The organism is Micromonospora sp. NPDC048999 (assembly GCF_040649295.1).
GTDB lineage: Bacteria > Actinomycetota > Actinomycetes > Mycobacteriales > Micromonosporaceae > Micromonospora.
The window spans coordinates 55395-68792 of the sequence record NZ_JBEZFI010000001.1 but is presented as its reverse complement, the minus strand read 5'-3'; the positions used below and the strand labels follow the sequence as shown (position 1 = coordinate 68792).

Genomic DNA, 13398 nt, shown 5'->3' with positions numbered 1-13398 from the left:
TCCTGCCTGGCCGCGCCCCGCGGCGACCGTCCACGATCACCCTACGGCTGTCGCGTCCGCTGTCTACCATCCTTCTATGCGGGAGGCAGGCGGCCGCCGGCTCCGGCGACGACCGCCGGGGCGGGCGCGACGCGAGCCGGGTCCGGTCGCCCGGACCGTCGCCCGGCTCGTGGTCCGCGCCGCCGACGGCGCGACCCGGCTGGTCACCGATCTGCTCGGGGCCAGCCCGACGGCCGGCCGGGAACGGATCAGCGAGGCCGAGCTGCGCGACCTGGTCGCCGCGAACACGGTGCTCGACCCCGACGAGCGGCGGATCATCGACGAGGTGCTGGTGGCCGGGGCGCGCCTGGTCCGCGAGGTGATGGTGCCGCGTACCGAGGTGGTGTTCCTTTCCGTCGGGCTCACCGTCGCCGAGGCGGAGCGGCTGGTCCGGGCCGAGACGCACACCCGCTACCCGGTGGTCGACGGCACCCACGACGACGTGGTCGGCTTCGTCCACCTGCGGGACGTGCTGCTCCGGCCCGAGCACGGCAGCGGTGCCAGCATCTGTGCGCTGACCCGCGAGGTGAAGCGACTGCCCGGCAGCAAGCGGGTGCTGGCCGCGCTCACCGAGATGCGCCGGGAGGGGCACCACCTGGCCGTGGTGGTGGACGAGTACGGCGGCACGGCCGGCATCGTCACCTGCGAGGACCTGATCGAGGAGCTGGTCGGGGAGATCCACGACGAGGACGAGGCCCCGCCCGACCCGACGGTCGCCGGCCTGCCCGCCGTCGTCGACGGCCGACTCAACCTGGCCGACTTCGCCGACCGCACCGGGGTGCCGCTGCCCGCCGGGCCGTACGAGACGGTCGGCGGCTTCGTGATGGCCGCCCTGGGCCGACTCCCGGTCGCCGGGGACGAGGTGCCGGTGGTTCCCGCCCGGGACGGCCCGGCCGGACCCGCCCCGGACGACCCGCCGGGTGGCTGGCTGCTGCGGGTGCTCGCGCTGGAGGGGCGGCGGGTGTCCCGGCTGGCAGTCTCTGCCGCGCGCCTGCCCGAGCCGCGACGCGAGGTCACGGCCCGGGTGACGTCCGCCGAGAGGCGATCCACCGGCCCGTCATGACGCGTCCCGGGTCGGGCTGACAGAATTGCCGGCATGTCCGACGTACCTGCCCGCCCCCGCGTCTTCTCCGGCATCCAGCCGACGGCCGACTCGTTCCACCTCGGCAACTATCTGGGCGCGGTGCGGCACTGGGTGGCCCTGCAGGAGAGCCACGACGCGTTCTACTGTGTGGTCGATCTGCACGCGATCACGGCCGGCCACGACCCGAAGGTGCTCAAGCAGCGTTCCCGGGTCGCCGCCGCGCAGCTCCTGGCCGTCGGCATCGACCCGGAGCGCAGCACCCTCTTCGTCCAGTCCCAGGTTGCCGAGCACTCCCAGTTGGCCTGGGTGCTCGGCTGCATCACCGGTTTCGGTGAGGCCAGCCGGATGACCCAGTTCAAGGACAAGTCGCTGAAGCAGGGCAGCGAGCGGGCCAGCGTCGGCCTCTTCACCTACCCGGTCCTGATGGCCGCCGACATCCTGCTCTACCAGGCCAACGCGGTGCCGGTCGGCGAGGACCAGCGCCAGCACCTGGAGCTTTCCCGCGACCTGGCCCAGCGGTTCAACACGCTGTTCGGGCCGACCTTCACGGTGCCCGCGCCGCACATCGTCAAGGACACCGCGAAGATCACCGACCTGCAGGACCCGACCGCCAAGATGTCGAAGTCGTCCTCCTCGCCGGCCGGCATCATCGACCTGCTGGACGACCCGGCCCGCTCGGCCAAGAAGATCCGCTCCGCGGTCACCGACACCGGCCGCGAGATCGTCTTCGACGCGGTGGGCAAGCCCGGCATCGCCAACCTGCTGAGCATCTACTCGGCGCTCTCCGGCCGCAGCATCGACGACCTGGTCGCCGCCTACGACGGCAAGGGCTACGGCGATCTGAAGAAGGACCTCGGCGAGGTGGTCCGGGAGGCCCTCACCCCGATCCAGGAGCGCACGCGCACCTATCTGGACGATCCCGCCCAGCTCGACAAGCTGCTCGCGCAGGGCGCGGAGAAGGCCCGGGTGGTCGCCGCGGAGACGATGCGCACCGCGTACGACCGGATCGGCTTCTTCCCTCCGCTGCAGTCGCGGTAGCGGCCGGGCACGTCGGAAAGAGATACGAAGCCGGTGGCCGGAGGGGTGGCGGGGAGCGTGGACAGCAGGGACGGGGTGCCGGACGCCGGCGACACCATCGAGATCGGGATCGCGGTGGACATCCCCGAACCGTGGGGCGAGATGCTCACCCGCCGCCGGGTCGAGGCCGGCGATCCACAGGTCGTCCCGGCGCACGTCACCCTGCTCGGGCCTACCCAGATTCCGGCGCGGGCGCTTCCCGCCGTCGAGGAGCACCTGGCCCGGGTGGCCGCCGCGCACCTGCCGTTCGCCCTGCACCTGCGGGGTACCGGGACGTTCCGCCCGGTCACCCAGGTGGTCTTCGTGGCCGTGGCGGCCGGGATCAGCGAGTGCGAGCTGCTCGCCGCCGCGATCAACTCGGCCCCCGAGCTGCACCGGGAGGCCCGCTTCCCGTACCACCCGCACGTCACGGTGGCCCAGGACGTCCCGTCGGAGGCGCTCGACAAGGCGTACGAGGACCTGGCCGATTTCTCGGCGCTGTTCCAGGTGGAGGCGTTCACCCTCTTCTCGCACAGCGGGGCGACCCGGTGGCAGCCGCGCGGCGACTTCCGGTTGGGCGGTTGAGCGCCTGCGCCCGGTCGGCCGTTCCTCGTCCCGACGCGGGATCGGCGAGGATGACGTGGTGAACCTGTTCGGCCGGGTCGAGGCCGCGTTCGACCGCCGGATCGACGTGGCGCGCGACCGGCTGCCGGCCTTCGATCACCTGTGGCGGGCCGGGACGCTCTACACCGACGTGCTCGCCGGCCGACTCGCCGCGGCGATCGCCTACTACGGCTTCTTCGCGGCCTTCGCGCTCGCCCTCGTCGGATACGCGGCCTTCGGCGCGATCCTGAAGGACAACGACGAGGCCAGTCGGGCTGCGGCGAAGTTCCTCGAGAAGAACCTGCCCTTCCTCGAACCGCAGCAGATCGCGGAGAGCAGCAAAACCGTCGGGGTGGTCGGCCTGATCATCCTGATCTTCACCGGGGTCGCCTGGGTGGAGGCGATCCGCTCCTCGCAGCGGTTGATGTATGGCCTCAACCAGCAGCCCGGCAACCTGGTGGTGCGCCGCCTGGTCGACCTGGGGGTGCTGGTCGCGGTCTTCGTGCTGCTCGGCATCTCGGTGGCGGCTGTGGACGCGTTGGAGTCGCTGCTGCGCTTCCTGCTGCGCAGCACCGGGTCGATCGGCCTGACCACGGTCAGCGCGGTGCTCAGCGTCCTGGTGAACGTGGTGCTGGCCGGGGCGCTGCTGGTGGCGGTGCCCCGGCTGCGGATGAGCCGCCGCCGGCTGCGTCCGGTGGTGCTCGTGGTCGCGGTCGGCATCACCCTGCTCAACACGGTCGGGCGCTACTACGTGGTCCGCACCGAGCGGAACCCGGCGTACGCGGTGGTCGCCACTGCGGTGGGGCTGCTGCTCTACCTCTACCTGCTCAACCAACTGGTGCTGTTCGGGGCGGCGCTGGCTGCGACCAGCCGGTACGGCCGGGTGGTGGACCTGGCCGAGGGCCGCACGGCCCGGGAGGTGGACGTGGAAGCCGACGAGGTGACCGAACCCGGCACTCCGGGAGGGGCGGGATGACCACGCGGATCCGGATCGACCAGGGCTCGGCGGTGCCCCCGTACGAGCAGGTGCGCGGGCAACTCGCCCGGATGATCGGGGATGGCGGGCTGCCGGTCGGCACTCGGCTGCCCGCGGTCCGGCAGCTCGCCGCCGACCTGGGTCTGGCGGTGAACACCGTGGCCCGGGCGTACCGGGAGCTGGAGGGGGCCGGCCTGGTGGAGACCCGGGGTCGGCACGGCACCGTGGTGGCGCCGGGCCGCGACGACGCCGTCGACCGCCTGCACCGCGCCGCCACCGACTATGCAGCCGAGGCGGCTCGCCTGGGTGTCCCGCCGGACCGTGCCCTCGCCCTCATCCGGGCCGCCCTGTCCACGACCCGGACGTAGGAAAGGGCAATTGGTGTGAATGCCGCGCATGTTCCGGGCGAGACCGACCATGATGAGGCCGTGGGCGCGCTCGTGACACTGGACCTGCCGGACGACTCGCCGATGCTCGGCCTGCCGTGGATCATCACCTTCGGTCCGCTGGGCGACGCCGACGAGTGGGAGCCGGTGGTGTGCGGCCCGTACGAGCGACCGCACGCGCTCGCCCTGGCCGAGGCGGTGGTGGCCGAGGCGCAGTTGATGGCGGTGGTCGAGCCGCTGCTGCCGGCGCTGACGCCGGAGGAGATCCGGGGCGAGATCGCCGCGGCGCAGCTCGCCGCCGAGGACGAGGCGGCGAGCGTCGACCAGGCGGACCTCTACGGCGACTTCGAGGACACCATCGACGAGGAGCTGGAGCTGGCCGCCGAGCGGGAGCCGGCACCGACGCCGACACCGGTGCCGAGCCGGGACGAGGTACGGGCCGGCTTCGCCCGGATCGCCGAGCTGCTCACCGGCAAGGAGGGCTGAGCGGCCGTCCCAGCTGGACACCGGCGCCTCGGGAAGCGGACTCCCCGAGGCGCCGGCGCCACCTCACCCCCCACCACAAGGGGTCGGTAGCCCAGTCGCCCGTCGGCGCGGAGCACAACGGACGACCAGGTCAATGGCGGGTTACCCGGCTCAGCGCCGTTCGAACCACGCAGCCGCGTCCACCGGCAGGACGTGCCCGTCGCCCCGCTCGGTGAGGTCGGCGCTGGCGACGATCGGCCGGCCGTAACCGGTGACCGTGGCCTCGGCGCCGCTGATGTTGACGACACAGGTCAGCTCGACGCCCCCGGCGGCGCGGCGGAACGCCAGCACCCCGGGCTCGGTCTCCAGCCAGGTGATGCCGTCGAGGCCGGCCAGCGCCGGGTTTTCCCGCCGGATCCGCAGGGCGGCCCGGTAGAGCTCCAGCGTCGAGCCGGGCACGCCCGCCTGGGCGGCCACCGAGAGGCTGCGCCAGGTCGCCGGGGCCGGCAGCCAGCTCAGCTCGCTGCCGGCCGGCCCGAAGCCGTACGGGGCCAGCTCGCCGCTCCACGGGATCGGCACCCGGCAACCGTCCCGGCTCTCGCCGGTGCGCAGGAACGCCGGGTCCTGGCGCAGCTCGTCGGGCAGGTCCAGCACTTCCGGCAGGCCCAGTTCCTCGCCCTGGTAGACGTAGGCGCAGCCGGGCAGCGAGAGCATCAGCAGGGCGGCGGCCCGGGCGCGGCGCAGGCCGACCTCGCCGTCGCCGTACCGGGTGACGTGTCGCTGCCGGTCGTGGTTGGAGAGCACCCAGGTGGTCGGGGCGCCGACGATTGTCGACTCGGCGAGCGCGGTGTCGATCACCTTGCGGAACGAGTCGGCCGACCAGGTGGCGTCGAGGAAGTCGAAGCTGAACGCCTGGTGCAGCTCGTCCGGGCCGATGTAGCGGGCGAGCCGCTGCGGGGTCTCCGCCCACGCCTCGGCCACCGCCATCCGTCCGCCCGGGTAGCTGTCCAGGATCGGCCGCCAGGCGCGGTAGATGTCGTGCACCTCGTCCTGGTCGAAGTACGGCAGCCGGCCCTTGCCCAGCAGTTCGGACTGGCGCTGGCCGGTGGTCATCGAGTTGAAGCCGACGTCCGGCAACCCCTCCGCCTTGATCATTCCGTGCGCCACGTCGATCCGGAAGCCGTCCACGCCCCGGTCGAGCCAGAACCGCAGGACGTCCTCGAACTCCGCGCGCACCTCCGGGTGGCGCCAGTTCAGGTCGGGCTGGGCCGGGTCGAACAGGTGCAGGTACCACTGGCCGTCGGCGACCCGGGTCCAGGCGGGGCCGCCGAAGATGCTCTCCCAGTCGTTCGGCGGCAGCTCGCCCGCCTCGCCCTTGCCCTCGGCGAACAGGTACCGCTCGCGCTCGGGGGAGCCGGGGCCGGCGGCGAGCGCCGCCTCGAACCAGGGGTGCCGGCTGGACGTGTGGTTGGGCACCAGGTCGACGATGATGCGCAGGCCCAGGGCGTGCGCGTCGGCGATCATCGCGTCGAAGTCGGCGAGGTCGCCGAAGAGCGGGTCGACGTTGCGGTAGTCGGCCACGTCGTAGCCGGCGTCGATCTGGGGTGAGGTGTAGAAGGGGGTCAGCCAGAGGGCGTCCACACCGAGGTCGCGCAGGTGGGGCAGGCGCTCCTGGATGCCCCGGAGGTCACCGACCCCGTCGCCGTTGGCGTCGGCGAAGCTGCGGACGTAGACCTGGTAGACGACCGCGGATCGCCACCAGTCGTCGTCGGAGGTCAGCGGCGTGGGATGGGTGGCGGCGGTCATGGGTGACGAACCCCGTTCTCTGGCGCGGTACGACGGCGAACCCCCGCGTCGGCGTGGCTGACGGGTAGGGGCATCTGAGCAGGATGCCGCCGGAGCGCTGCAAGAGTCAAGCAAATCTTGCGCAAGAAATGCTGTGATTTAGGCCGGGATGACGAGCGAGGAGGGCGCCGGGCGCTGCGGCTTGGCGCCGGCGCCGGCCTGGCGTACCACTGCGGTGGAGCCGCGGACCACCAACTCCGGCCGGAACAGATACTCGGAGTGCGGGGCAGGATGGCCGTTGATCTCGTCGACCAGGGCCCGCACCGCGGCCACCGCCATGGCGATGACCGGCTGGCGCACGGTGGTCAGCGGCGGGTCGGTGAAGGCCATCAGCGAGGAGTCGTCGTACCCGACCACGGAGACGTCGCCGGGGACCGACAGGCCGCGCTGGCGGGCGGCCCGGATCGCGCCGAGCGCCATCAGGTCGGAGCCGCAGATCAGGCCGGTCACCCCGCGTTCGATCAGCCGGCCGGCGGCTGCCTCGCCGCCCTCGACGCCGAAGAGGGAGAGCTCGGTGAGCCCGTCCAACTCCTCGTCGGACACGTCGGTGAGGCGCTGCATCGCGCCCGTGTAGCCGCCGACCCTGCGCTGCACCGGCACGAACCGGTCCGGGCCGGTGATCAGGCCGATCCGGCGGTGGCCCAGGGCGACCAGGTGGGCCACCGCGAGGTCGGCGGCCTCCCGGTCGTCGCAGGAGACGAAGGGCGCCGGGATGTTCGGCGCGTAGCCGTTGATCATGACGATCGGCAGCGGCCGGGCGATGAGCGCCCGGTACCGGTCGTGGTTGGCGGCGGTGTCGGCGTGCAGGCCGGAGACGAAGACGATGCCGGAGACCTGCCGGTCCAGCAGCAGCTCGACGTACTCGTCCTCGCGGACCCCGCCGGGGGTCTGGGTGCACAGCACGGGAGTGAAGCCGCTCTGCGCGAGCGACGACTCGATCACCTGGGCGAAGGCCGGGAAGATCGGGTTCTCCAGCTCCGGCACCACCAGGCCGACCAGCCCGGCACTGCGCTTGCGCAGCCGGGCGGGGCGCTCGTAACCGAGCACGTCGAGGGCGGTCAGGACGGCCTGCCGAGTCTCGGGAGCCACTCCGGGGCGGTCGTTGAGCACCCGCGACACCGTGGCCTCGCTGACGTCGGCCTGTTGGGCGATGTCGGACAGACGAGCGCGCATGGCGGCACTTTAGCTTACGGGCAAGTTCTTGCGTACACTGTTGCAAGCCCTTCCATTCTCTGCAACGTCTTGCTAACGTGCCCGCAACATGCGAGAGCAGCGGCGCATCACCCAGCGCCGGTCAGCAAGAAACTTACAGAGGTTTCCACTGGCGGGCCGTCCGTCCCCCGGCGGGCCGCCATGACGACAGGAGTACCGATGCGCATCCGTACCACGGGTGTGGTCGCTGTCCTCGGCCTGGCGCTCGCCGCCTCCGGCTGCGGTGGCAGCGGCAACGACAAGCCGGCTGCCAAGGAGTCCGGCAAGGCGACCGGCGGCAAGCTGGTCATCTGGGCCGACGACAAGCGGACCGAGGCCCTCAAGCCGTTCGCCGAGGCGTTCGGCCAGGAGAATGGCGTCACCGTCGAGGTCCAGGCCGTCTCCAAGGACCTGCAGACCAACTTCGTCACCGCCTCCCAGCAGGGCAGTGGCCCGGACGTGGTGGTCGGCGCGCACGACTGGATCGGCAACCTGGTGCAGAACGGCGCCATCGACCCGGTGCAGCTCTCGGCCGAGCAGAAGAGCGCGTTCAGCGAGGTCGCCGTGAAGGCGGTCAGCTTCAACGGCCAGCTCTACGGCGTGCCCTATGCGCAGGAGAACATCGCGCTGATCCGCAACACCGAGCTGGCCCCCGAGGCGCCGAGCACGATCGAGGAACTGGTCGAGACCGGCAAGAAGCTCAAGGCTGAGAAGAAGGCCAGCGAGATCCTCTGCCTGCAGTCCGGCCAGAACGGCGACGCCTACCACATCTACCCGCTCTACACCTCCGGCGGTGGCTACCTCTTCGGCACCGACGCCAACGGCGACTACGACCCGACCGACCTGGGCGTGGGCAAGCCGGAGTCGATCGCGGCCTTCCAGAAGATCGCGAAGCTCGGTGAGAAGGGCGACGGCGCGTTGAAGCGCTCGATCACCGGTGAGAACTCCATCGCCACCTTCACCGGCAAGAAGTGCGCCTTCCTGGTTTCCGGCCCGTGGGCCATCGGCGACGCCAAGAAGGCCAACATCTCCTACGACATCTCCCCGGTCCCCGGCTTCGCCGGCGGCGCGGAGGCCCAGCCGTTCGTGGGCGTCCAGGCGTTCTACGTCGCCGCCAAGGGCAAGAACAAGGCCCTGGCCCAGGAGTTCGTCACCAACTACGTGACCAAGCCCGAGCTGGCCGTGGCCCTGTACCACGCCGAGCCGCGCCCGCCGGCGCTGACCGCGGCGCTGGACCAGGTCAAGGGCGAGGACCCGGACCTGGCCAAGTTCGCCGAGGCCGGCAAGAACGGCCAGGTGCTCCCGGCGATCCCGGCCATGGCCGCGATCTGGGACCCGTTCGGCAAGGCTGAGGCCGCCATCATCGGTGGCGCCGACCCGGCCAGCACGATCACCGCCGCCGGCAAGACCATCGCCGGTCAGATCAAGTAATGAACACGCCGCTGTCCGGCTCGGGGCCTGCCACGCAGGCCCCGGGCCGGGAGCCCGGTCGCCGCGGGCTCCCGCGCACGCCCCGTACCGCGCAGCACCACGCGCCGATCACCGCGACCGGTCTCGTCGTCAAGGTGGTCCTGCTCGGCCTGGTGGCCGGGATCGCGATCTGGGCGGCGTTCCCGCTGATCGAGGCCGAGCACTGGGTCGGGCTGGCCATCCTGGCAGCCACCACCGCCGGCCTGTTCTACCTCTACCTCACCCGCCGGCACGTCCCGGCCAAGTACCTGGTCCCCGGCACGCTCTTCCTGATCGCCTTCCAGGTCTTCCCGGTGCTCTATACCGCGAGCACCGCGTTCACGAACTTCGGCGACGGCCACCGCGGCAGCAAGGACGACGCGATCGTCGCCATCCAGACCTCCTCGGTCAAGCAGGTCCCCGGCTCCACCGAGTACTCGCTCTCCATCGCCACCACGGGCGACCCGGCCGCCGGCCCGCTGGTCTTCCTGCTGAGCGACCCGAAGACCCACGAGGTCTCCGCCGGTGACGCGGGTGGGCTGCGCAAGCTCGACGCCGGCCAGGTCACCGTCAGCCCGACCGGCAAGGTCACCGCCGCCGACGGCTACACCGTGCTCAACTTCGGCCAGGCCAGCCTCCGCAGCCAGGAGATCACCGACCTGATCGTGCCGACCTCCTCCGGCGCCATCCGGTCCAACGGCCTGTCCCGCGCCTACGAGGGCACGGCCCTGCGGGCGTACGACGCGGGCTGTGACTGCATCACGGACAGCGAGACCGGCAAGACCTGGACCGCCGACCCGGCGAGCGGCTCCTTCGTCGCCGCCGACGGGGACCGGCTCGCCCAGGGTTGGAAGGTCAACGTCGGGCTGAAGAACTTCAGCCGGGTGCTGACCGATTCGAACATTTCCGGCCCGTTCTTCGGCACGCTGCTCTGGAACTTCGCCTTCGCGATCGGCTCGACCGGGCTCACCTTCCTGCTCGGCATGGGTATCGCGCTCGCCCTGCACTCGCCCCGGATGCGCGGCACCAACCTCTACCGGGTGCTGCTGATCCTGCCGTACGCCATGCCGTCGTTCGCGATGCTGCTGGTCTGGCGGGACATGTTCAACACCGACTTCGGCCTGGTCAACAACCTCTTCGGGCTCGGCGTCGACTGGTTCGGCGGGGCGTGGACGGCCCGCGCGGCGGTGCTGCTGGTGCAGCTCTGGCTGGGCTATCCGTACATGTTCCTGGTGACGACCGGTGCGCTCCAGGCGATCCCCCGGGAGCTGACCGAGGCCACCTCGGTCGACGGCGCGACGCCGTGGCAGTCGTTCAAGACGGTCACCCTGCCGCTGCTGCTGGTTGCGCTCTCGCCGCTGCTGATCGCGTCGTTCGCGTACAACTTCAACAACATCAACGCGATCTGGCTGACCACCGAGGGCGGACCGTTCCCGGCGGACAACCCGACCAACGGCGCGACCGACCTGCTCATCACCTACACCTACCGGTTGGCCTTCGGCGCCCAGGGCGCCGAGTTCGGCATGGCCGCCGCGGTTTCGATCTTCATCTTCGCGATCGTGGCCACGGTGTCGGCGATCAGCTTCCGGCGTACCCGCAAGCAGGAGGAGGTGTACTCGTGAGCAGCCAGATCTCCGGGAGGGCGCGGCGCCGCTGGTTCACCCAGGTGGGCTGGCGGCACGTCGTCGGAGTGGTGGCGGTGGCGTTCAGCCTCTTCCCGATCCTGTTCGTGCTCTCCGCGGCCCTCAACCCGCTCGGCACCCTCTCCTCGACGGAACTGCTGCCGACCGGGGCGTCGTTCGAGAACTTCGCGAACCTGTTCCACAAGACCGCGTTCGCCCACTGGTTCCTCAACTCGCTGCTGATCGCCGGGACGGCCGCCTTCATCTCGATCTTCCTGTCGGCGCTGGCCGCGTACGCGTTCTCCCGGATGCGTTTCGCCGGGCGGCGGATCGGGCTGCTCGCGCTGCTGCTGATCCAGATGTTCCCGCAGTTCCTGGCCATCGTGGCGATCTTCCTGATCTTTACGACGGTCACCGACCTGTGGCCTGCGATCGGCTTCAACACCCCGTGGGGCCTGTTCCTGCTCTATATGGGTGGCGCGCTGGGCGTGAACACCTGGCTGATGAAGGGTTTCTTCGACACCCTGCCGAAGGAACTGGACGAGTCGGCCACCATGGACGGTGCCTCGCACGCGCAGGTCTTCTTCCGGATCATGCTGCCGCTGGTGGCGCCGATTCTGGCGGTGACCGCGCTGCTGTCGTTCATCGGCACGATCAACGAATTCATGATCGCCAACGTGTTCCTCACCAACACCGAGTCGAAGACCCTCGCGGTCGGAATGTTCGGGCTGGTGGCCGGCGAGCGTAACAACAACTTCGGGATGTTCGCGGCGGGCACTCTGCTCACCGCGATCCCCACGGTGCTGGTGTTCCAACTGCTCCAGCGCTACATCGTCTCCGGCCTCACCTCCGGAGCGGTCAAGGGATGAGCATGCTGCAACCGCACCACGACGGATCCGCCACCTACGTGCCCGAGCAGGAGCCCGCGCTCGGGCAGACCGTCCCGGTCTTCGTCCGGGCGCCGGCTGGCGCCGACGTCCGCCAGGTGCACGTACGCACCACCGGCGACGGCGAGCCGCGCTTCGTCGAGGCCGTGGTCGACCGGACCGAGGGCGGTGACGTGTGGTGGCGGGCCGATGTCGAGGTGCGCAACCCGGTCAGCAACTACCGGTTCCTGCTCGCCGGTGCCAAGGGCTACCGCTGGCTCAATGCCGCCGGCCTGGTCGACCACGACGTGCCCGACCACGGTGACTTCAAGCTGGTCAGCTACGCCCCGCCGCCGGCCTGGGCCCGGGACGCGGTGATCTACCAGATCTTCCCGGACCGGTTCGCCCGCTCCGCCGCCGCCGACGGCCGGGCGGTGCCGGACTGGGCCATCCCGTGCGACTGGGACACGCCGGTGATCGGGCGCGGCCCGGAGACGCCGTACCAGTTCTACGGCGGTGACCTGGACGGCGTTCGCGAGCACCTGGACCACCTGGACCGGCTCGGGGTCAACACCGTCTACCTCACCCCGGTCTTCCCGGCCCGCTCCAACCACCGGTACGACGCGTCGAGCTTCGACACCATCGACCCGCTGCTCGGCGGGGACGCCGCCCTGGCCCGGCTGGCCGGCGCGGTACGCGCCCGGGGCTGGCGGCTGCTCGGCGACATCACCAGCAACCACACCGGCGACGCCCACCGGTGGTTCACCGCGGCCATCTCGGACGTCCACGCCCCCGAGCGGGAGCTGTACTACTTCGACCAGGTGACCGGCGATTATGAGTCCTGGAACGGGGTCAAGTCGCTGCCGAAGCTCAACTGGGGCAGCGCCGAGCTGCGCCGCCGCTTCGCCACCGCCGAGGACTCGCTGCTGCGCCGCTGGCTGCGCCCGCCGTACGCACTGGACGGCTGGCGGGTGGACGTGGCGAACATGACCGGCCGGCGCGGCGCGGACGCGTACACCCACGAGGTGGCCCGCCTGCTGCGCGAGGTGGTCGCCGAGACCCGCGCCGACGGGCTGCTGCTCGCCGAGCACGGTCACGACCACACCGGTGACCTGGACCGGGACGGCTGGCACGGGACGATGAACTACGTCGGCTTCACCGACCCGGTCTGGTCCTGGCTGCGCCACGGTGACGATCCGCTGCCCAACTTCCTCGGCACTCCGGGCGGGGTGCGGCGGCGGGACGCGGGCGCGGTGCTCGCCACCATGAACACCTACCGGTCGCTGATCTCCTGGCGGTCGTACGTGCACTCATGGCAGCTGCTCGGCTCGCACGACTCGGCCCGGATCCGGACCGTGGTCGGCGACGCGGCCCGGCAGGAGGTGGCCGCCGGGCTGCTCGCCACGATGCCCGGCACCCCGGTGGTCTTCGCCGGCGACGAGTTGGGGCTGACCGGCACGAATGGCGAGGGCTCGCGTACCCCGATGCCGTGGCACCGGCCGGAGAGCTGGGACCGGCGCACGTTCGACGCGTACCGGTCGCTGCTGGCGTTGCGCCGCAGTGAGCCGGCGCTGCGGCACGGCGGCCTGCGCTGGCTGCACGCGGATGCCGACACGCTGGTCTTCCTGCGTGAGGCGCCGACCGGCGCGGTGCTGGTGCTGGCCCGCCGCGCCCCCGGCACCCCGGTCCACCTCACCGGCCTGCCCGCCGGGGAGAACGTCTACGGCGGCGCCCCCGCCCTCCGCCCCGCCCCCGACGGCACGGTGACCCTCCCCGCCGACGGTCCCACCTTCCAGGTCTGGCGCCTCGTCTGACG

At 71.4% G+C, this 13398-nt stretch carries 12 protein-coding genes; 10 read left to right on the top strand and 2 right to left on the bottom strand.

From position 1 onward, the window contains the following. Window positions 1–76: 76 nt before the first annotated feature. The 6 genes from AB0C02_RS00305 to AB0C02_RS00280 are packed head-to-tail and all read left to right on the top strand — an operon-like array spanning window position 77 to window position 4630. On the top strand, window positions 77–1102 hold the full coding sequence (locus tag AB0C02_RS00305; protein ID WP_357539523.1) for a hemolysin family protein: 1026 nt from the start codon (window positions 77–79) through the stop codon (window positions 1100–1102). Between the two features lie 33 nt (window positions 1103–1135). After that, entirely contained in the window at window positions 1136–2161 is a 1026-nt protein-coding gene (gene trpS, locus AB0C02_RS00300) for a tryptophan--tRNA ligase (RefSeq protein ID WP_357539521.1), read from the top strand. A 57-nt stretch (window positions 2162–2218) separates the two neighbouring features. Further along, window positions 2219–2764, top strand: a complete 546-nt coding sequence (locus AB0C02_RS00295; RefSeq protein WP_357539519.1) for a 2'-5' RNA ligase family protein — start codon at window positions 2219–2221, stop codon at window positions 2762–2764. A gap of 58 nt (window positions 2765–2822) precedes the next feature. Next, window positions 2823–3758 (top strand): YhjD/YihY/BrkB family envelope integrity protein, encoded by a 936-nt coding sequence (locus AB0C02_RS00290; RefSeq protein WP_357539517.1) that lies wholly within the window; start codon window positions 2823–2825, stop codon window positions 3756–3758. Then, entirely contained in the window at window positions 3755–4126 is a 372-nt protein-coding gene (locus AB0C02_RS00285) for a GntR family transcriptional regulator (protein ID WP_357539515.1), read from the top strand. Before AB0C02_RS00290 ends, AB0C02_RS00285 begins: the two co-directional genes overlap by 4 nt. Window positions 4127–4186: 60 nt before the next feature. Next, window positions 4187–4630: a hypothetical protein gene (locus AB0C02_RS00280; RefSeq protein WP_357539513.1), complete on the top strand. Its 444-nt coding sequence runs from the start codon at window positions 4187–4189 to the stop codon at window positions 4628–4630. A 150-nt stretch (window positions 4631–4780) separates the two neighbouring features. Here the strand turns inward: AB0C02_RS00280 and AB0C02_RS00275 are convergent, their stop codons facing one another. Next, window positions 4781–6415 carry a glycoside hydrolase family 13 protein gene (locus AB0C02_RS00275; protein WP_357539511.1) on the bottom strand — a complete coding sequence of 545 codons (1635 nt, stop codon included), beginning with the start codon at window positions 6413–6415 and terminating at the stop codon, window positions 4781–4783. A gap of 138 nt (window positions 6416–6553) precedes the next feature. Continuing rightward, entirely contained in the window at window positions 6554–7627 is a 1074-nt protein-coding gene (locus AB0C02_RS00270; protein WP_357539509.1) for a LacI family DNA-binding transcriptional regulator, read from the bottom strand. Window positions 7628–7825: 198 nt separating this feature from the next. On the opposite strand from AB0C02_RS00270, the gene AB0C02_RS00265 reads away from it, so the two are divergent. From AB0C02_RS00265 to AB0C02_RS00250, 4 genes are read left to right on the top strand one after another with little or no spacing between them, the layout of a single operon-like run. Next, window positions 7826–9076 (top strand): maltose ABC transporter substrate-binding protein, encoded by a 1251-nt coding sequence (locus AB0C02_RS00265; RefSeq protein ID WP_357539507.1) that lies wholly within the window; start codon window positions 7826–7828, stop codon window positions 9074–9076. Then, window positions 9076–10716 (top strand): ABC transporter permease subunit, encoded by a 1641-nt coding sequence (locus tag AB0C02_RS00260; protein ID WP_357539505.1) that lies wholly within the window; start codon window positions 9076–9078, stop codon window positions 10714–10716. Before AB0C02_RS00265 ends, AB0C02_RS00260 begins: the two co-directional genes overlap by 1 nt. Continuing rightward, window positions 10713–11585 (top strand): sugar ABC transporter permease, encoded by an 873-nt coding sequence (locus AB0C02_RS00255; RefSeq protein ID WP_357539503.1) that lies wholly within the window; start codon window positions 10713–10715, stop codon window positions 11583–11585. Before AB0C02_RS00260 ends, AB0C02_RS00255 begins: the two co-directional genes overlap by 4 nt. Next, window positions 11582–13396, top strand: coding sequence for a glycoside hydrolase family 13 protein (locus tag AB0C02_RS00250; RefSeq protein ID WP_357539501.1), 1815 nt, complete (start codon window positions 11582–11584; stop codon window positions 13394–13396). Before AB0C02_RS00255 ends, AB0C02_RS00250 begins: the two co-directional genes overlap by 4 nt. Window positions 13397–13398 lie beyond the last annotated feature (2 nt).